General features: G+C 71.3%; 17 protein-coding genes. 6 read left to right on the top strand and 11 right to left on the bottom strand.

Annotated features, from left to right (window positions below):
* Positions 1-331 precede the first annotated feature (331 nt).
* The gene (locus EDJALFJO_RS12180) at positions 332-541 is read right to left on the bottom strand and encodes a hypothetical protein (protein WP_143448533.1); all 210 of its coding nucleotides are present in this window, start codon (positions 539-541) and stop codon (positions 332-334) included.
* Between the two features lie 93 nt (positions 542-634).
* On the opposite strand from EDJALFJO_RS12180, the gene EDJALFJO_RS12175 reads away from it, so the two are divergent.
* Together EDJALFJO_RS12175 and EDJALFJO_RS12170 are read left to right on the top strand one after the other, a co-directional pair.
* Positions 635-841 carry a hypothetical protein gene (locus EDJALFJO_RS12175; protein WP_088285525.1) on the top strand — a complete coding sequence of 69 codons (207 nt, stop codon included), beginning with the start codon at positions 635-637 and terminating at the stop codon, positions 839-841.
* Positions 842-860: 19 nt separating this feature from the next.
* Positions 861-1118, top strand: a complete 258-nt coding sequence (locus EDJALFJO_RS12170; protein ID WP_088285523.1) for a hypothetical protein — start codon at positions 861-863, stop codon at positions 1116-1118.
* 18 nt (positions 1119-1136) lie between these two features.
* Here EDJALFJO_RS12170 and EDJALFJO_RS12165 read toward each other — a convergent pair whose 3' ends face one another.
* On the bottom strand, positions 1137-1661 hold the full coding sequence (locus tag EDJALFJO_RS12165) for a helix-turn-helix domain-containing protein (protein ID WP_088285521.1): 525 nt from the start codon (positions 1659-1661) through the stop codon (positions 1137-1139).
* 537 nt (positions 1662-2198) lie between these two features.
* On the opposite strand from EDJALFJO_RS12165, the gene EDJALFJO_RS36090 reads away from it, so the two are divergent.
* Positions 2199-4013: a methyl-accepting chemotaxis protein gene (locus tag EDJALFJO_RS36090; protein ID WP_158220415.1), complete on the top strand. Its 1815-nt coding sequence runs from the start codon at positions 2199-2201 to the stop codon at positions 4011-4013.
* 521 nt (positions 4014-4534) lie between these two features.
* Here the strand turns inward: EDJALFJO_RS36090 and EDJALFJO_RS12155 are convergent.
* The 4 genes from EDJALFJO_RS12155 to EDJALFJO_RS12140 form a co-directional block, all read right to left on the bottom strand.
* Positions 4535-4753, bottom strand: a complete 219-nt coding sequence (locus tag EDJALFJO_RS12155) for a biotin transporter BioY (RefSeq protein ID WP_255392557.1) — start codon at positions 4751-4753, stop codon at positions 4535-4537.
* A gap of 72 nt (positions 4754-4825) precedes the next feature.
* The gene (gene istB / locus EDJALFJO_RS12150) at positions 4826-5695 is read right to left on the bottom strand and encodes an IS21-like element helper ATPase IstB (RefSeq protein WP_088285517.1); all 870 of its coding nucleotides are present in this window, start codon (positions 5693-5695) and stop codon (positions 4826-4828) included.
* A gap of 26 nt (positions 5696-5721) precedes the next feature.
* Positions 5722-7131 carry an IS21 family transposase gene (gene istA, locus EDJALFJO_RS12145; RefSeq protein ID WP_088285515.1) on the bottom strand — a complete coding sequence of 470 codons (1410 nt, stop codon included), beginning with the start codon at positions 7129-7131 and terminating at the stop codon, positions 5722-5724.
* Between the two features lie 133 nt (positions 7132-7264).
* On the bottom strand, positions 7265-7672 hold the full coding sequence (locus EDJALFJO_RS12140) for a biotin transporter BioY (protein ID WP_088285513.1): 408 nt from the start codon (positions 7670-7672) through the stop codon (positions 7265-7267).
* A gap of 523 nt (positions 7673-8195) precedes the next feature.
* On the opposite strand from EDJALFJO_RS12140, the gene EDJALFJO_RS12135 reads away from it, so the two are divergent.
* Positions 8196-9503: a pyridoxal-dependent decarboxylase gene (locus EDJALFJO_RS12135; protein WP_158220414.1), complete on the top strand. Its 1308-nt coding sequence runs from the start codon at positions 8196-8198 to the stop codon at positions 9501-9503.
* A 15-nt stretch (positions 9504-9518) separates the two neighbouring features.
* The gene (locus EDJALFJO_RS12130) at positions 9519-10379 is read left to right on the top strand and encodes a hypothetical protein (RefSeq protein WP_088285509.1); all 861 of its coding nucleotides are present in this window, start codon (positions 9519-9521) and stop codon (positions 10377-10379) included.
* On the opposite strand, the gene EDJALFJO_RS12125 is transcribed toward EDJALFJO_RS12130, so the two are convergent.
* Positions 10366-12204, bottom strand: a complete 1839-nt coding sequence (locus EDJALFJO_RS12125) for a bifunctional diguanylate cyclase/phosphodiesterase (protein ID WP_143448532.1) — start codon at positions 12202-12204, stop codon at positions 10366-10368. The two genes, EDJALFJO_RS12130 and EDJALFJO_RS12125, sit on opposite strands and share 14 nt — an antisense overlap.
* Positions 12201-12536, bottom strand: a complete 336-nt coding sequence (locus EDJALFJO_RS33500; RefSeq protein ID WP_143448531.1) for a hypothetical protein — start codon at positions 12534-12536, stop codon at positions 12201-12203. Before EDJALFJO_RS33500 ends, EDJALFJO_RS12125 begins: the two co-directional genes overlap by 4 nt.
* A gap of 404 nt (positions 12537-12940) precedes the next feature.
* Between EDJALFJO_RS33500 and EDJALFJO_RS12120 the strand changes: the two genes are divergently transcribed.
* Complete coding sequence (locus EDJALFJO_RS12120) at positions 12941-13837, top strand: trans-aconitate 2-methyltransferase (protein ID WP_088285505.1); 897 nt, start codon at positions 12941-12943, stop codon at positions 13835-13837.
* A 367-nt stretch (positions 13838-14204) separates the two neighbouring features.
* Here EDJALFJO_RS12120 and EDJALFJO_RS12115 read toward each other — a convergent pair whose 3' ends face one another.
* The 3 genes from EDJALFJO_RS12115 to EDJALFJO_RS33490 all read right to left on the bottom strand — a co-directional run bounded on the left by EDJALFJO_RS12115 (position 14205) and on the right by EDJALFJO_RS33490 (position 17236).
* A complete protein-coding gene (locus EDJALFJO_RS12115) occupies positions 14205-15122 on the bottom strand; it encodes a hypothetical protein (RefSeq protein ID WP_088285503.1) in 918 nt (305 codons plus the stop codon).
* A gap of 261 nt (positions 15123-15383) precedes the next feature.
* Positions 15384-15794 carry a hypothetical protein gene (locus tag EDJALFJO_RS34305; protein ID WP_088285501.1) on the bottom strand — a complete coding sequence of 137 codons (411 nt, stop codon included), beginning with the start codon at positions 15792-15794 and terminating at the stop codon, positions 15384-15386.
* A gap of 1085 nt (positions 15795-16879) precedes the next feature.
* Positions 16880-17236: a hypothetical protein gene (locus EDJALFJO_RS33490; RefSeq protein WP_143448529.1), complete on the bottom strand. Its 357-nt coding sequence runs from the start codon at positions 17234-17236 to the stop codon at positions 16880-16882.
* Between the last annotated feature and the right edge of the window lie 955 nt (positions 17237-18191).

Here is an 18191-nt window from a genome sequence, read left to right as displayed (position 1 = left end):
CCCCGCCAGCAGCCCCACAGGCCGCCCCACCCTCGTCCTCGACGACTGGTAGCCCCTCACCCGCAAGGGGGGAGGGGTCCGAAGTCCAGGGCCCGCCGGACGACCCCGCGTGCCGAGGGTGCCGATGGTGCCGTCGCGGATGGCGGCTCTCCGCGATCCTGCGGTCCGCGCAAGCGACGGCGCACCGATCCCCTCGACTCCGCCGCGGCCGCCTGGCGCGACCGGGTCCGGACGAACCTGACCAGCTGGTGCCGGATCCTCGCCGAGGACTTAGGGTCGTCCCTCGACGACGCCGTCGACACCGTCCCGTGGATGTGCCAGAGGATCGCCTTCAGCGCCGACCGGCTGCTCGCCCCACCCCGAGCACGCCGACCAGCTCGCCGCCGACCTGCTCGGCTGGACCGACGACGACGTCCCCGAAGGCCGCCCCGCCGTCCGGCGCGAAGGCCTCGCCGTCGAGGGCCGCCGGCTCGCGTTCCGGTCCCGCGGCGCGACCCTGACGATCGCCTGCTCGTGCGGCGGCCGCGTCCCCATCGACCACGAGCCCGGCGCGATCCTGCGGTGCCGGGACTGCGGCGAGCGGGGCGTCCTCGCGCACTGGAAGGCCCGCCTCGCCCCGAACCTCGACCAGCCGGTGACGGCCCCTGACCTCGTCGCGTGGCTCGCCCTGGAGCACCGGCTCGCCGTCTGCGAGCAGACGCTGCGGCAGTGGGCATCCCGCGGGAAGGTCGCTCGGCACCCGAAGGACGACGCGGGCCGGACGAGGCACGACCCCGTCGAGGTCGCCGGGTTCGCGCTCGAGCAGCGCTCCCAGCGGACACCCCGGACACGACCCGCCTGACGCGGCAGGATTGCCTGTCGTGAGCGAACCCCGACAGGCCTGCCCCGTCTGCGCTGACAGCGTCGCCGTGACGCCCGCGAACAACCTGCGGCCGCACAAGCGCGCGGAGTTCACCGACGCTGGCCGGATCACCCACTACGCCTGGTGCGAAGCGTCCAGGCAGAACGTCGTGGACCTCGAACGACGGTTGGGCGATCGCACGCCGACGCACCCGGACATGACCTGGTGCTCGCAGTGCCGGAGCGTCGTCGTGAAGCCAGACCGACACCGCCACTGAGACGGGCCGCCCCGTCGCTCAGCCGGCAGCCGGCTCGCCCGGCACGACCTTCCGCGGCCGCTCGGCACGCCGCGGCGTCGCCGCGTACGCCTCGAGGTCGCCGGCGAGGCACACCGGCCCGGACGCCAGGTCAGAGACCTTCCGGATCCGGCCGTCCCGCACGAGCTCGCGCGCCCGAGGCTTCGACACGCCGAGCTGCTCGGCGATCTCGCTGATGCCGACGAGGGCGGGGATCAGGGGCTCGGCGAGCCGCCGGGCGAACTCGGCCTCGTCGAGGAGCTCGAGGAACCGAGTGCGGACCTTCGTGCCGGGCAGGCCTTCGTGGACCGAACGGGCGAACTCGGTCATGGCCCGGGCCGTCGCGGCCTTGAGCGTGTCGGCCTCGACGCAGAACCGGACCGTCCAGGGCTCGCCCCCTCCGGGGCCGGACATGGACGGCAGGATCCCGTCGCCGGTCGGCAGGGCGTCCAGCAGGTCGTCGACGACGTCCTCGACGTCGAGGGGCTTGGTGGGCTCGAAGCCCACCTGTGCGAACCACAGCATGGTGTCTCCTTCGGTGTTCGGGCCGGGCCCGGCCCCGGCCCGGCACCCTCGGTGGGTGCCTGGCGCCGGGTCGACCTCGGGCGGGCGGTCGTGCGAACCTGCCGAGTGGTGCCCCTCCCCGCTTGCTTCGGGGAGGGGCACCGCCGCGTCAGCGGCCGCGCCAGTGGAACCCGTCCCGGCGGAGGGCAGCGAGGTGTTGGACAACGCACGCCAGTCCTTCGCCGTGGGCGAGATCACCGTTACGTAGTCGCCCTTCTTGTTGCGCAGCATGTACCGGTTGGACGCCGTCACCGTGACATCCGGGCGAACGCCGCGACGCAGGTCCTCGTCGCCATCGTCCGGTCGTCATCCTCCCCGAGATCGTCGTCGTGACCGAGGTCGACGAGGACATCCCACCGGGGCCGTCCTCATCGACACCTTCGAGGGGAAGTGGAACGGCCGCGTCGTCGTCGCTTAAGCGTAGATCCGTTCGGGCCGAACCTTCTTCCGAGGCTGCGGTGAGGTAGTCCGAGGATGTCGCGAGGTCTGGAGGCCGGCGTGGGTCTGGCGCGCAAGGCGTATGCCGCGTTCGCGGTGGTGTTCCTGGGGACCGGCGCGGTCTCCGGGGTGGTGTTCGGCCAGGCCGATCAGACGTCGAAGCATCTCGCGCAGTACCGCGCTGTCACATCGCTGCTGCTGACGCAGGTGGCGTCGATGCGGGCGAACTTCTTCGCCTACGACGACCAGGTGAACATGTATGTCGCGGTGATGCTCGACGCCCAGGCGAATCGTGGTGGCAGTGCGGAAGGCCTGGACAGCGAGACCCTGGCGCAGGCGAAGGCGGCCCGCGCTGCCCTTCACGCGGATCTGGCCGCGGCGCGCGACTTGGTCAGGTCGGCGCGTCATCCGGGAGGGCTGCCAACTGCTCTGGCAGCGATCGACCGGTCGCTGACGCAGTTCGACGGCTTCGCGGACCGAACCGTGCAACTGGCCGCCGCTCGCGATCTGCACGCAGCGGTGCGGGTGGTGACCCGGGACAACCTGGAGGCGTCGAACGCGCTGATGGCCAGCCTGGACGCGGCTCGTGACGCGGCGACAGCGACGGCCACGAACGAACTGGCCGACCTCGACGAGCGCCAGGCTCGGGTGCGGCTGCTGGCCGTAGCCTCCGCGGTGGTAGCCACGCTCCTGACGGCGGTGCTGGCGCTCGGTACCCGACTCGGCTTGCTCGCCCCGCTGGCGGACCTGCGAAGACGCGTGCTGGCCATCGGCGACGGAACGGCCGCCGAACACACGCGTCTGCCGGAGTCCGGGGACGAGGAACTCGCTTCGGTCGCACGGGCGTTCAACACGATGCTCGACTCCCTGCGGGCCCGCGACACCGAGATCTCCGCAGCGCAGGCCGACCGGGAGGCACAACTGTCCGCCACCTTCGAGCACCAGCGTGCCGCGGAACAGTTCGTCCGCCTCCGGGCCCAGTCGATCATCGACGACACCGCGGCCAGCGTGCTCACCGAGCTGTCGACCCTGGCCGAGCACGTCGACGCCGTCCGCCACGCCGCCGGAGCCATCGAGTCTCGGGTCGCCGCCACCGACGCGGTCACCCAAGGCGTCGTCACCGATACCCGTGCCGCCGACCAGGACGTCGCCGCCCTCGGCAACAGCCTGCGTGAGGTTGCCTCGATGGCCACGCTCATCGGGAGCGTCGCCGAACAGACCAAGCTGCTCGCCCTGAACGCCACCATCGAAGCCGCCCGCGCAGGCGCTGCCGGTCACGGCTTCAGCGTGGTCGCGACCGAGGTCAAGAGCCTGGCCATCACCGCGGCCTCCTCCACCGAGCGGATCACCACCACCCTGGCCGCTCTAGAGACCGACGCCGGCCGCGTCGGCAAGGCCATCACCACCGTCGGCACCAACATCGCCACCCTCGACGTAGCCACGGCCGACCTCACCCAGGTCGCCGCCGAACAGTTCGAGGCCGTCGGGCATCTCGACCAGGCCCTCGCCACCGCGATCGCCCGCGTCCACGACATGGGCACCCTGACCGAAAGACTCGAACGCCGCGCCGCCGAACGGCACGCCGTCACCGGGACCGCCACCCTCGACATCAACGGCCGCCAGGCCCACGCCCGACTCCTCGACATCAGCGCCACCGGCGTGCGCTGTGCACTCGACGACGCCACAGGGCGGACCCTGACCATGACACCCGGAACGCCGGTACGGGCCACGCTCACGATCGGTGCAGAAACGCTCCACATCGGCGGCTGCATCGCCCGAACCACAGCGCGCGACGAACCCTCCGAGCTGGGCATCCACTTCACCGAACTGACCCAGGAGAACCAGGCCCGACTCCGCCGCATCACGGGGCTCTGACGTCACCTCGAATCGCTCATCCGAACCTTACGTCCCCGCTCTGGGCGCCTGGCCCCCACCGGCGTCACTACTGTTACGCCTCGGCCAACCCCGGGCGCCCGAATCTGTGCTCGACTGCGTCCTGGCGCCACCGGCCCGGGCCTGGTCACCTCCCGAAGATCCGGCGCCGGCCGGATTGAGGCTTCGTCGCGCGGGTCGCTGCCAAGTGGTTGGTGCTGAGATCACGAGACCTCGACGCGGACATCCTCCCTTGTGAGGGCCGCCGCCACCTCGGCCTCGGCCGTCCTGCAACGCTCCCGACTCACGTCCTGACCAACCGACGACACCGCTGTCGACACCGCTGTCGACACCGCTGTCGGCGGTGCTGTCGGCGGTGCTGTCGGCGGTGCTGTCGGCGGTGCTGACACGGCCAGCACCCATCGGCACGCAGGAGGTGAAGCCGGCGCTCAGCGCCTGACCAAGGACCATGCGGCAGGGCACCTACATCAGGCCCGGGGGACTTGGTTTGGTGCACGGTCGGTTCAGCGGTGGCGGACGGAGGGTCCGTTGACCAGTCGCCAGGCGAGCGGCAGTGCGGTCGCGGCCAGCAGCAGCTTGACCGCGTCGCCGACCAGGAACGGCAGCAACCCCTTCGCCACGGCGCGACCGGGGTCGAGGTCGGCCGCGACCGCGAGCCAGGGCAGCCCGAACGTGTAGATCACGACGCTGGCGGCCAGCATCTGCGGCACGCTGCTGCGCAGGGTTCGGTCCTGATGCCGCTCGGTGAAACTCGCCAGGGTTGCTCATCGAAATTCACCACCCTGGTGGCGGGGTCAGCGTAGTGGCGCTCGGTTGGTGCCGGTGGTGGTGCGTCGGAGGTTGTCGTTGCGGGCGTGGTGGTCTCGCAGGCGGTAGGAGTCGCCGTCGAGGGTGAGGACGACGGAGCGGTGCAGGAGTCGGTCGAGCATGGCGGCGGCGACGGTGGTGTCGCCGAGGACCTCGCCCCATGAGCCCACGCCCCTGTTGGTGGTGATCACGATGCTGGTCTTGAGGTAGCGCTGGGATACGACCTGGAACAGGGCTGAGGCTGCTTCGGCGGGTAGCGGCAGGTAGCCGAGCTCGTCGATCACGAGCAGGGTCGGGCCGGCGTAGAACCGCATGGTGGTGGCCCAGCGGCCCTCGATCGCGGCACGGTGGCAGCGGGCGGCGAGGTCGGCGGCGGTGGTGAAGTAGGTCCGGTAGCCGGCTTCGGCGGCCTTGCGGGCCAGGCCCACGGCGACATGGGTCTTGCCGACGCCGGGTGGGCCGACGAGCAGGATGTTCGTCGCGGACTCCAGGTACCGGCAGGTCGCGAGCTCGGCGAGCAGGCTCGGGTCCACGCCGGGGGCGGCGTCGTGGTCGAAGTCCTCCAGCGTCGCCGGGGTCGGCAGTGACGCGAACCGCAGCCGGCCGGCGAGGCGGCGGGCTTCGGTGGCATCGACCTCAAGCGCAAGGAGCCGTTCCAGGGCCGCGGTCACCGACAGCCCTTCGGCGACGGCGGAGTCCAAGACGGCGGGCAGGTGTTCGGCGGCGTCGTGCAGCCGCAGGGTCGCCAGATGGCCGCGGAGTTGCTGGTAGACGCTCGCCTGCGCCACCGTCGACGGGCTGGCCGACGGTGTCGACGGGCTGACCGGCGAGGTTGGTGTGAGATCGGTTGCTGTCATTGGCTTTCTCGCTCTCGACTTGATGTTCAGGGCTGCTGGAGCGTGTTGCGGCCGGCTGCCGCGGCGGCATACCGACTGAGGTCGATGGGTGGGTCGATCACCGCCTCTGCCTCGTCGGCGGCGACGGGCCCGCTGCCGGCTCCGGGAAGCTGGCCGCGGAGGGCGTCGGCGGCGGCGCGTGCCGCGGCGCCTGGTGGGATCCGCTGCTTGGACCGGTGCGGCGGCGCCGTGCTCCCGGCGGCGGTCATCGCGGCTCGATCCAGGGCGATGACGTGGCCGTGGTCGCGGACGATGACGCCGGCGCCGTCAGGGGCGAGCCGGTGCCGGGCCAGCACCGTCGGCAGCACGCTCCCCGTCCCGGCCCCGGCACTGGGCTGGGTGGAGATGTCCAGGTGTCCGGACCCGAGACGGACGGCGACGGTGACGCTGGTGTGGGCGAGCTCGGGTGGGACGGAGTAGTAGTTCCCGCGCCAGGCGACCAGCGCCTGCGCGGACGTCTGCCGGGTCGCGGCCAGGACCGCCGGGAACGGCGCGCCCGGCGCCGGGCGCAGCGGTTCGGCCGCCGCCAGGGTGACCACGGAGGCCTTGCCGTCCTTGGTGGGCCGGACCCGGGCGTCCCCACGGGTGGCGCACCAGTGGTCCAACGCACGTTGGGCCTGCTCGACGGTGACGTCGTCGGCGAGGGTGCGCCAGAACCGTTGCGCGGCGACGTGGTTGGCCTTCTCGACCACGCCCTTGCGGTTCCCGCGCCGGGGCGGGCAGATCCGCACCTGCACGGCGTAGTGCTTTGCGACCGCCGCGAACGACGCGGTCACCCGGCCTGAGGCGGGGTGGACGACGGTGGCCATCCGGTCGAACCGCCACGCCCGGGTCACCCCGCCCAGGGCGCGGGTGACCCGGTCCAGGGCGTCGATCAGGTGCGGCTGGTCCATGCTCGGCGCCAGGACGGCGCGCCAGCGGCTGGAGTGCGCCAACGCCCCGACCAGCAGGAACGCCCTCGAGCCCCAACCCCAGTCCTGTGGCGGGTCGGGCAGCTCGAGCCAGTCCCACTGGGTCTCGTCGCCCGGCGGGTGCTCGATCACCGCGACCGGGCGGCCCTTCGCCGGCCGGCACGGCTCGCACGCCGGCCGTAGCCGCCGGGCCCGGATCAGCCGGGTGAACGACTGGTACGACCGGTCGAAGCCCAGGTCGACGACCTCGTCGAACAGCGTCGTGACCCACACGTGTGGGTCGTCGGCGAACCGGGCCCGCACGTAGGCCTCGAACGGCGCGAACCAGTCCGCCGCGGACGTCTTGCGGACCCCGGGGACGGTGTCGCCGTTGAGGTAGCCGCGGACCGTGCCCCGGTCCCGACCCAGATGCCGGGCGATCGCCGAGATCGTCCAGCCTTGCTTGCGCAGGGCATGCGCGTCGATGTCTTCCTCCCGTGTGAGCATGAGCGGAGGGGCTCCTTCGAGCTGGCAGAGCGGTCAGAGCCCGCCAGCCTCGAAGGAGCCCCGCCGCGTTCAGCGGAGCCACACGGGTGGTGAATTTCAGTGAGCAGGTCTGGGGAGAATCACCTGAGCGTCGTCAGTCCCAGGCCCGGCTGGACAACCAGCCGAGCAGAGCCGTCGCGAAGACCATCCCGACCACGTACCCGGCGGACGGCGCGTGCAGCATCTGCTCACCCGTGCGGGCACGGCCGGTGGCCGGGTCCGGGCTGAACACGGCCGCTCCCGCCAGCCCGGCCGCGAGGTAACTCAGCATCGTGACCAAGCCGCGGCGCCAGCCGTACCCAGCGCCCAGGAGCAGGACCGCGAACGTCTGCCCGGTGATCGGCACCGGCGTGAACGGCAGCGGAACCGCGAGCTGCGCCGACGCCGCGAGCAACCCGACCCCGGCCGTCACGAGCACGACATCCCTGGTCCACGCCCCGGGTAGCCGGTCAGCCAGCGACGACGCGGGAAGGAGTGGACGAACCGCGAGCACCTCGGTCATGCCGGCCTCCAAGTCGATCTTCGATCAGGTGTCGTTGGTCGCAGGTCTGGGGAGCGTCTGAGAACGGTCACGCGGATCAGATCGTACGGGGTGTCCCAGGCTCCTCCCGGACGTCGCTCGTCCCGGATGTCGTCCGTCGATGAGTGGCGCACCTGAGGGTCGGGCCCGCCGGTCGGGGCTGCCGACCTCGCGGGATTCGGCTACATGTAGTAGACAGGCTGTAACACTGGGTCGCGATGGCTGTGGAGCGATGCCGCCGGCTCCGGAACTGCCCGTGCCTTGCGGACAGGTCCACCACGTCGGTACACGCGAAGGGCGCCCCTTGATGACGCTGCAGCGATCGCCACTTGTGGGCCGGGCGGACCTCGAGGTCGTCTCTGGCTCACGCGCGGTGGCCGCGGAGGCGCTGGAGCCTGGTCGAGGGCTGAGAGCGACGCTTCTGGAGGCCGTTCTGGAGACCGTCGAGGGGGTTGTGGCCGCAGACCGGACCGGTCCGGCGGTTTGGCCTGCTCAAGGAGACGGCGTGCGGGAGGTCGCGCCACCGTCCGGCGGTGCGGGCTGTGGCCCGGGGAGTCTGGTGGTTTCGCGGTCTGCGCAGGACCTCGATTCAGTGCTGGCGCGGGTGGCCACGGTGAGTCGGTCAGGTGTCAACACCCGGTCGCCCCGGTATCTGGGGTATCTGCCCAGTGGGGGGCTGTACACGTCGGCCGTCGGTGACTTCCTCGGGTCGGTGCTGAATCCGTACAGCGCACTGGAGTCGATCTCGCCTGGGGCGGTTGCGGTGGAGCGCGCTGTCGTCGAGTGGCTGCTCCACGTGGTGGGGCTGCCGATGGACGGGGCCGGTGTGCTGACGTCCGGGGGCAGCCTGGCCACGCTGACGGCGGTGGTGGCGGCCAGGGAGCGGGCCGGCGTGCCGTCGCGGGACCTGGCGCGGTACTCCGTGTACGTCGGTGAGCACCGTCACCACAGCGTGGACCGTGCGTTGCGGTTTGCCGGTCTGTCGGACTGCCCGGTCCGCGTGGTGCCCTCGGACGCGTCGTACCGGATGGACGTCGGTCTGCTGCACCGAGCGGTGCGGGCGGATCGTGCGGCGGGTCTGGTGCCCTGGCTGGTGGTGCCGACCGCCGGCACGACCAGCAGCGGCACCGTCGATCCTCTCGCCGACACCGTCGAGGTCGGCCGCTCGCACGACATGTGGGTGCACGTGGATGCCGCCTACGGTGGGTTGTTCGCGTTAGCGGACGCAGCCAGACCGTGTCTGGCGGGCCTGGGTGACGCAGACAGCGTCGTGGTGGACCCCCACAAGTCGCTGTTCCTGCCCTACGGCACGGGAGCGCTGCTCGTCCGTGACCCGGCGACACTGACCTCGGTCTTCGCCCACAGCGCCGATTACCTGCCGGACGACACCGGCTCCGTGTCACCGGCCGACCTGGGCATGGAGCTCACACGCCCGTTCCGCGCGCTCGGGCTGTGGCTGCCCCTACAGCTGGCCGGTGCAGACGCGTTCGCGGCGGCGCTGACCGAAAAGCTGGAACTTGCCGCGCATATGCACGAGTTCTTCGCCGGGCACCCAGCCTTCGAGGCGGGCCCCCGTCCCGACCTCACTGTCGTGACGTTCCGCGCTGTTGGCCGCCACGGTGACGCCGAGGCGCTGAACCGACGTCTCGCAGATGCGCTCCAGCGGTCCAGCGAGGTCTTCCTGAGCCCGACCCGCCTGGACGGCAGGGTGACCTTACGTGCCGCCATCGGGTCGATACGCACCCACCGCGCCGACGTCGACGACGCCTGCCAGGCGATTGCGCGGCTCGCCGATGAACTGGCTCAGGACTGAAGCAACGCAACCGCAGTGTCCGATCCGACCACCGCCGGGGCCGTCGCCCGCGGCCTTGGCAACCTGGAGCCCTTGATGACTTCCGCCCCCTACCGCCTCGAGTTTTCCTCGGCCGCTACCTGCGACGAGGACGTCCGCCGGTGCGAGCACGAGGTCCTCGCACACTGGTACGGCGACACCCGTGAGCTGCTCGACTCCGCGTACGGACCGTACGAGGAGCAGACCGGCTTCCTCAGCGTGACACGCGACGACGGGCGGGTGGTCGGAGCGTGCCGGATCATCGGCCCGGGCCCGCGCGGCATGAAAACGTTGGCTGACATCGCCGAACCACCGTGGGAAGTGGACGCCGGCGAGGCTGCCGTAGCCGCCGGCATTGACCCGAGCCGGTGCTGGGACATCGCCACGGTTGCGGTCCGCCGTGAGCTGGGCGCCGCGGGAGGCATCGTCGCCGGCGCCCTGTACTACGGGATGATCCGCGGGACCCAGGTCAACCGCTGCCCGTGGCTGATCGCCGTCATCGACCGCCGCGCGAGGTCATTGCTCGCCATGCTGGGGCTGGTCCTGCACGCCATCCCAGGCACCGGCCCGGAGCTGTACATGGGATCCACCGCCTGTGCCCCTGTGTACTGCCACATCCCTGACCTGGTGCGCCACCAGCAGGGCACCAATCCCGAGGGCCACCGCCTCGTCACGCAGGGACGCGGCCTGAGCGACGTCCTGCTGCCGCCGGACGCGGCACTGCGGCTGTCGACCGCGTCCAGGTCAGCTCTCCTGACCCCGGCCGCACTGCGCGGCGGTCACCACGTCGACGTGCGCGCGGAGGACGTCGATCTGCTGGTGACCGACGCGGCTGCCGACGCAATCACCTGGCTGTGACCGCCGCTGCGCTTGCGTCGGCCAGCCAGGCGCGGAGCTCGACCGGAGGCATGGGCCGCGCGAAGTGGTAGCCCTGCAAGACGTCTGCGCCCAGGTCGCGCAGTCGTTCCGCGATGGCGGCATCCTCGACGCCTTCGGCGACAGTGCGCAGCCCCAGCCCGCGGGCGAGGGTGATGGTCGAGGTGACGATCATCTCGTTGCGGGGGTTGGTGAGGATGTCTGCGACGAAGGATCGGTCGATCTTCAGCTCTTGGATGGGAAGGTCACGCAGGTAGCTCAGCGACGAGAACCCTGTCCCGTAGTCGTCGATGGCGACCTCGAGCCCGGCGCGGCCGATGGCCTCGATGACCTCGCGGGCGCGTTGCGGGTCGGCGAGGAAGGAGTCCTCGGTCACTTCAAGGATCAGGGCCCCCGCCCCGAGGCCGGCGGCGTGGATCATGTCGAACAGGTCGGCCATCACGCTCGGGGCCAGCAGCTCCGCCGGGGAGACGTTGACGGCGGCCGATACGACCAGGCCCTCGGCGCGCCAGGCGGTGACGTCGTGCACCACCCGGGCCAGGACGGTCCGGGTCAGCGCCGCCATCAGCCCTGCGCGACGGGCGGCCGGCAGGAACGCTGCTGGTGGAAGCAGCCCGTCGGTCGGGTGCGCCCATCGCACCAGTGCCTCGACGCCCTTCGGGTGGCCTGTCTGTGCGTCCACCTTCGGCTGGTACCAGACGACGATCTCGCCGTCGTCGATCCCGCGCCGCAGCTCTTCAGCGACCCGAAGGCGTTCGCGAGAGAAGTCGTCCCGTTCGGCGTCGTAGACCAGGACCCCGGCCCTGGCGGCCTTGGCTTGGTACATCGCCACATCCGCCTGCCGCAGCAGGTCCGAGGCCCGCGTCCCGTGGTCTGCGCCGATGGCTACACCGATGGACACGTCCAAGCAGACCTCAAGACCGTCGACCCGGATCGCTTTGCGGATCGAGTCGCGAAGGCCAAGAGCCTGCTCCGTCAACTTCACGGCATCGCGCTCAGTGACCAGGACGGCGAACTCGTCGCCGCCCAGCCGCGCCACCAGCAGCGCCTGCTGCTGCAACGAGCCGATCCGGTTCGCCAAGGCCTGCAGGACCGCGTCGCCGGCTGCGTGTCCCAGCGTGTCGTTGATCTCCTTGAATCCGTCGAGGTCCAGCAACAACAGGGCACCTGGACCAGACTCGCTGTCCTGCCCGGCGATGGCCTCGTTCAAGGCCCGCCGGTTCGGCAGTCCCGTCAAGTCGTCGGTCCGCGACAGGCGCAGAGCCTCGTTGAGCTGCTGCGACTGGCGCAGCGCCAGCACCAGGCGAAGCCCCGCGGCGATCAACGTGACCACTGCAGGGGCCACGACCAGAAGCCTGATGCCGGTGGGCTGCTGCGGAAGCAGAGTCGCCAGCGCGACCGCAGCGGCCACGATAACCGGGACCGCTCCGGGCCGCCCCTGTGGTTCGGTGTCTGCGCCGCCCTGCTGGGCCGGCGGTTGGCAGGCGGCGTCCGCAAGCAGCAGGAAGCCGAGGCACCAGGCGAGCTCCACCAGGAGGCCAGACTGGTACGAGCCGCTCGTGGCCGACGCGACCAACGTGCCGTCGGCGATCGCCAGCACCACGAATGCGGCGAACAGCGTCACAGTGCGACGGCCGAAGGGCCGCTGACGCAGCGCCGTCTGACCCACCACGAGCAGCAGGAGCGCGACGTCCAGCAACGGGTAGATCAGCGCCACCAGCAACGGCAGCGTGTCGGCCGCATCGGTGGCGAACGGCAAGAGCAGCGCGACCAGGGCTACGCAGGCGGTACCGCCGACGATGATCACACACCGTCGAGCCAGCCGCCTCCCGGGTTCGACGACGCGCCGGCGCGGTCGAGGACCAGGAACGCCGAGAACCCCACATAGGCCGCCAGGAACAACCACTCCCCGGGCGCCGGGAACGACGCGGCCTCGGCCGACGAGTTCAACACCGCCGAACCGGCCGCCCACAGCAACAGGCCACCCGCAAGCGGCCACAAGCCGGCCCCCCGGCGGCCACGTTTGACCGCCTCCAGCGCAACCCTGCCGATCAGAGTCAGGAAGAGCAGCGCGACCACGATCACAGCAACATTGCTCGCCGCCGACGGCGACCCCGGGATGACCAGCTGCAACCACACGGCCCCACCGGCAGGAATGGCCCAACTCGTCGCTCGAAGGGCGGCGGTCATGCCGAACCGCCGACGGTGCCTGCTCACTGCAGCCCGCATCCTGGTCACCTCCGCTCGGATCGCTTCTCGGCCGGGACGACCACCACGAGCGGCCGGCGCGCCTGCTGCTCCTGGACACGTCCACCCCGCACGGCCCGGCTGTCCGACAGACCGATCCCTCACGGGTCGTGCGTACTGTCCTCCACGTCCCGGCTACATGTCCTGGTTGTCGGTCAGATCCGCTTCGACATGTAGCAGCCAGGTAGCCCGTCACCACGTCGGACCAACGCGCCGTAGACCGGCCATCGGCCCGAACCGGCCGAAACCGCGATTCCCCTCCCTTCCCCTCCCCACATACCCCCGGCAGGAGCGCAGTGCACAGCACCTGCGAGTCGACACTCCACCCCGCCGTCGCCGTGAGCGTCGCAACGGCGCCGGCGCTGCGGCTCAGTTCGGAACCGCCCAGCCCTGACCGGCCCGTCGCCCAGAAGGGCGACGAGCTGATGCATCCACAGGCCGCCGGGTCTGTGACCCAGACCTACGCCGATGACGCATTCGTTGCCCGATATGCAGCCGTCTGGGCCTACGGGCACGCGGACCCCGCCCGGCTCAGCGAGCCCTACTACGAGCAGTTGATCAACCAGGTCACGGTTGCGCTGCCCGCGCCACCGCGTCACGTCCTCGACGTCGGTTGCGGGCCGGGCCGCGTCATCGCCGACCTCGCCGATCAACTTGCCGGGGCACGATGCACCGGGATCGACGCCTCACCAGCAATGATCGCTCTGGCCGAGAGCATCATCCACACCGCTGAGGGAAGTGCCGTCGTCCTCGACCCGTCCGATTTCGGGTTCGCCCTGACCTCGATCCCAACCCGGGGACGACCCGACGTCGAGCTGCTTGACGAGTCACTGGCCCGCTACCGTCAGCGCGAACGCCAGCACGACGTCGTCGTCGCCTCGCACCTGCTGGATCGTGTGCCCGACCCGAGGGCGACTCTGGAAGACCTGACGAACCTGGTGATTCCCGGTGGGCGCCTCGTCGTGACCTGCGCGTTCAACTACTCCGAGCGCACCCAATGGGCCCTGCGCTCCGCAGAGGACATTGCGCGACACCTCACCAGCCTGGGATTCGCGATCGAGCACGAGGACGACGGCGTCGAGTACGTGGAGCGACTCGACATCCGCGGAACCCTCACCCACCACAGGGCCGCCCTGGTCCGCGCTCGACGTCGTGACGGCGCCGGAGCCGAGGACGTCGTGACCGGTCGGTAGACCAGCGGGTGGTGGTCGATCGCGCAGCGGGATCCGGGCCGCAGGTCCAGGCTGCCGGCGCGCCCCGCACCGAACGGCTGTGCGCCGAACGCTCGGTGCCGCTGTGGGCACCGGCGATCACGGTCGCTGACCCGTGTGACGCGGCCCGGGAGCAAGCCAACAGTCCTTCGGATCGGCCGGCGACTACCACTCCGCCCGTCCCTGACGATCGACCCTCCAGGGTCAAGCCGCCGTCAGGGCGTGAATCAAGGCTGCGTCAAGTCAGCAGCCAGCAGCCCGGCCGACCCGACTTGGTGCTTGGTCGGGCATGTGGGCGGCCGTCGGGGCGGGGCGCTCGTGTGCACCGCTCGCGCCGACACGGAAGAGATCACGGAGCTCCAGGGTCGGCGGCAGCCGCGGCGCGGTCGGCGCCGTGGCTCTGCAGGGTCGGGACGGTGCACGTCGGTCCGAGGCTTGCCGTCGGTCGGGCGCCGGGCCGGGGCGCCTGCCGCACCGTGGGGACGATCAAGCAGACGGCGCCGCCAAGCAAGAACGCAACCGAGGTCGCCAGCGCCAAGATCGTCGCCGACTGGACGTGTGCCCGCCTGCCGGTCGCCGGACGGGCTCCGTCGACGGACGACCTGGACGACGTTGCGCCCGCGGCGGCGTCCAGATGTAGTCGCAGTTCAGCCACAGCCTGCAGGAGATCCCCCGCAGCGACGGAGCCGCAGCTCTGGGCATCCCAGGGCTGCGCACACTCAGCCCTTCGATCGACGGCGGCGCTGCCTGTGCGTTGCGGGAAGCCGCGGTGCAGGGAACCCTCGACAGGCGGCACCGCGGCGAGCGCGACTAACTGCGTGCGGTTGCCGGCCGTCCACCACGCCACAGACTCGTCGCCCGGATCCGCGCAGGGTGCCGGCAGCGGTATCCCGTCGGCCGGGCGATCCGCGCCCGCGTTCACCTGTTCGGCGTTCACCTGTTCGGCACCGTCGACCTGGCGGGCACCGTCGACCTGGCGGGCACCGTCGACCTGGCGGGCACCGTCGACCTGGCGGGCACCGTGCCGGCGGGGTGTGACGCGTGCGACGGCGCCGGCCTGCAGGAGCCACCACGGTCCCGTACGGATCCACCCCTGATGGGTGAGGACGTCGTCGACCTGGTCGGCGCCGTCCAGGCGGACCTCAAGCAGGGTCGGACCTTGGGCGATGCCGTCGTCGCCTGCGCGGAAGACGGTCAGGTGGCTGGGCGCGCCCGCGATTCCGGGCCGTGTGACGGCAATGAACTGAGGGCCTCGCTCGTGCTGCACCGCCCGCCTTCCTGCTCATTGTCCGTAGCGGCCCTCTCCACAACTGCCCCACCCCAGAACTGCCGTCCAAGAACTGTCAGCGCCAAGTCGCGCGATTGCCTGTCTATCTGGCTTGACCGTATGTTCTGCCTCTCGAGCGCGGAGTCGCTTCAAGTGGTCTTGGGCCGGCCTTGAGGGTGGCTTAGGTCGCCACCTTGGCTGCTCGTCCGGCGTATCCGACGGCGTGAGGCGCCCGTCGGGATACGCGGGGTCGGGACACTCCTACGGGTCGTGTCGGTCATCGTCGTCGCCCTGGTGTGTCGCCGCTGGGGTCGTCCGGGCGTGCGTCGCCGTGGCGACGGTCGGGCGGGGGTGGGCCCGGGCTGTGTCGCGCAGCCTTTGCAGGCCGTTCTCGACGTCCAGGGCGAGGTGGACTGCCCGCGCGTAGTCAGGGAACACCGCTGCGAGCCGGGCACGGTTGTCCGGGTCGGCGCGATGCAGGCACTCGATCAGGGCGTGGATGAAGTTGGTCGGCGGAATCCCGGCATCGGCGTCCGCGCACGACCACAACACGTGTGCGGCCACGATCGCGTCGGCGTCGGCGTCGGCGTCGGCGTCGGCGTCGGCGTCGGCGAGGATCGCCCGGCCGATGTCCAGCAGGTGGGTGTCGACGTGCGGTCGGGTCCGGCTCACCGTCGCAGCGTCCCATCACGCGGGCGGGCCACGGACCGGCTTGAGCCTGGTGGTTCCGGATTGAGCCGCAATTGGGTGGCGGTTGGTCGGGGTTGGCCCAGTTCGCTGTGGAACGTCCTGCCAACTGGTGTCGGCAGCGTGTGCAGATCGCCAGGCGGTGCCGGGCGCGCGGCCGGCCGTTGCAGTCCGCGGCCCCAGATGTCCGCTGTGCCCTGCGGGCGCACACCCCTGCTCCGGGCGGCCCCGACGGCGACTACCCGGTCATCTGTGCTGTCGCCGCAGCTCGCGTGCGCGCTGCCCGTGAGCGGGTGTCACGGGGGTGGGTCCGGCCGTGTCAGCTCCGCCAGGAACGCCAGTGCTTGGGCGTCGGTGACCTTTCGGGTTCGGGTGAATTGGACGACGGTGCGTTGGGCCGGGCGTGGTTCCGCGTGTTGCCCTGGCGCCGCGTCGCTGGCGGTGGCAGGGCGGTCCGAACCGAGGCGGTCGAGGACGAGCCCAGGTGTCCCGTCGTCGAGGTGGTATAGGCGGCCCTCGTTGCCGTTCACCCGGATCGGTGAGCCGCCGTAGAAGTCGAGCGCGGGGCCGTCGAAGGCGTCTCGTGTGAGCACCAGGCACTCTGGGCGCCGCCACCTCACCCAGTTGCTGCGGGACAGGACCACCTCACGGTCAGCGGTCCCGACGACCCGCCACCCAGGTGGGACTCGAAACCCGTCGGGCCTCATCGCTGCGCCCCGACCGGCGAAGACCTGGCGCCCGGAGCCGTCGTGCCTGTGGTCCAGCGCCTGACCCACTGGCTGACCCAATGGCTGACCCGGCGGCTGATCCCACGGGCAGATCGATTTCCAGACCGATCCGAGCACGCCGGCCACTGCTTGCAGCACCCAGGCGAGGTAGCTGGGCGCCGGGAGGCCCGTAGGCGCCCCCCGTTGTGTGGCACGGCGCGCGATCCTCCGTCGCCCTGTCCGTCGCCCTGTCGGCTGCCGCATCCGTCGCGAGGGACCCGCTGGGTGCGGGACGTTCTGGGCGTCCGCTGCACGGCGTTGCGGACGCTGCGCTCCGCGCTCGATCCGGGGCCGGTCCGGGGGTCAGTCCAGCGCATCGGGGAGGCGGACATCCTGTGCCGAGACCCAGCCCAGGTAGCCGTTCATGAGGTGGACGAACACCTGGTCGGCGGTCCAGGCGTGGGCGAAGCCGCGTACCTCGACGAGTCGGTCACCTGATGACCAGGCGTGCGCGTCAGGAACCCGTACGACCACGCGGGGGCGCTCGATCGCGGCAGGCGTGTGGCGGGGTCCTCGGGGTCCTCCGGTAGCGGTGCCGGCGCCCGCCGTCACGGCGCCAGCGCGCCGAGCATCGCTGCGCGGCAGGTCCGGCAGCGCGGACCACGTGCGGCCGCGTTCATGGCGCCCTGACGACATTGGTGTTGAACTGAAACCGGTCATGCGACCTGCTTTCGTCCGGAGCGGCCTGGCACCTCCACCTTGCGCCCGCCCGCCCTCAGGAGACGACGTCGCCGTCTGCGAGGCCGGTCCCGACAACGGTCGTGGGACATGTTCGTGCTCGACGTCGTCGTCCTGGGGCGCGTCGTCGTCCTGGGGCGCGAGATGCCTGGTCGGCGCGAGTCCGGCCGGACGCTATGACGCCACCCGTGAAGTCGCCCTCAGCCATGGGTCAAGAAGCCATCAAGTCGACGGGCGAACCGACGCCTCTCACGCGGCGTCACCCGGCGGTGTCAGGGCACCTGATGTGTGTCGACACGCGCCGCAGGCGCATCGGGTGGCGCGCCGTGGCCTCGCTCGACGTGTCGCCCGACGCTGCGCCGCGTCAGGGCATGGCCGGGTCCAGGCGACTGCGATCGAGCAGTCCCCGTTTGTCGCGTTCCCGGGTATCGTCGTGGTGTCCGTCCGGGCGCGCGATCGGGCGGCTGGGTGTGACTCGGGTGCAGGGGCCCGGGTCCCGCTCCAAGCGGCCCGCGGGCGTCGCGCCCCTGACGTTCCCGGGTGGGCCGCCAGGTCCCGGTCTGCCCCGCCAGGCCGGGGCCTGGTTCGTGCATCGGCACCCTAGGGCAGGCCCGGCTGATGGCTACCACCGGGCTGAATCCGGGTCCCGGTCCCTTTCCGTGCAGGGGGGATTCGTTCTTGACGCGCCACCGCAATGGCCCTGAGCCCGGCCGGTCGCCCGTACCAGAGCGGTGCGGTGAGTGCCGCGGGACGCTGGTCGTGATGAACGCCGCACCTGGGCTCGCCGCCTCGAGGCGCGCCTACCTGTCGGCGGGGGCGCCCGTGGTCCTCATCTGCGACACCTGCGGCGAGTACTACCAGAGGTCGTCACCGGATCCGAGGTCGTCACCGGATCCGAGGTCGTCACCGGATCCGAGGTCGTCACCGGATCCGAGGT

It is taken from the genome of Kineosporia sp. A_224 (assembly GCF_002198655.1).
Classification (GTDB): Bacteria; Actinomycetota; Actinomycetes; order Actinomycetales; family Kineosporiaceae; genus R-H-3.
Note: the sequence above shows the minus strand (reverse complement) of the source record. Positions and strands in the feature narration are given on the sequence as shown.

Coding starts and splice junctions, on each gene's coding strand:
- EDJALFJO_RS12165 (WP_088285521.1), bottom strand. CDS start 1,661: ATGCTGTGGTTCGCACAGGTGGGCTTCGAGCCCACCAAGCCCCTCGAC.
- istB (WP_088285517.1), bottom strand. CDS start 5,695: ATGACAGCAACCGATCTCACACCAACCTCGCCGGTCAGCCCGTCGACA.
- istA (WP_088285515.1), bottom strand. CDS start 7,131: ATGCTCACACGGGAGGAAGACATCGACGCGCATGCCCTGCGCAAGCAA.
- EDJALFJO_RS12140 (WP_088285513.1), bottom strand. CDS start 7,672: ATGACCGAGGTGCTCGCGGTTCGTCCACTCCTTCCCGCGTCGTCGCTG.
- EDJALFJO_RS33490 (WP_143448529.1), bottom strand. CDS start 17,236: ATGACCGGTTTCAGTTCAACACCAATGTCGTCAGGGCGCCATGAACGC.